Raw genomic sequence first — 554 nt, forward strand, 5'->3', positions numbered from 1 at the left:
AAAAGTGCTCCGACTATTTGTAAGCACACGGTTTCAGGTACTATTTCACTCCCCTCCCGGGGTGCTTTTCACCTTTCCCTCACGGTACTGGTTCACTATCGGTCGCTAGGTAGTATTTAGCCTTAGCAGATGGTCCTGCCAGATTCACACGGGATTTCACGTGTCCCGTGCTACTCGGGGTTGGTCTCGGAGGGATTGATGTTTAGATTACGCGACTGTCACGCTCTCTGGTCAGCCTTCCCAAGCTGTTCATCTACATCAATCCTTTGTAACTCCATGTGAGACGCCCCACAACCCCGTAGGGTAAACCCTACGGTTTAGGCTCTTCCCCGTTCGCTCGCCACTACTGGGGGAATCACTATTGTTTTCTCTTCCTCCGGCTACTTAGATGTTTCAGTTCACCGGGTCTGCCTTCTCGTTAGCTATGTATTCACTAACGGATACCATCCCATTACGGATGGTGGGTTGCCCCATTCGGAGATCCCCGGATCGAAGCGTACTTACCGCTCCCCGAGGCTTATCGCAGTTCGTTGCGTCCTTCATCGGCTCCTAGC

At 52.3% G+C, this 554-nt stretch carries 1 rRNA gene; it reads right to left on the reverse strand.

The features are described from left to right. Positions 1-554, reverse strand: a 23S ribosomal RNA gene (locus EIZ37_RS25650); the annotation flags it as partial.

It is taken from the genome of Brevibacillus migulae (genome assembly GCF_004521915.1).
In the GTDB taxonomy this organism is placed as follows: Bacteria; Bacillota; Bacilli; order Brevibacillales; family Brevibacillaceae; genus Brevibacillus_F; species Brevibacillus_F migulae.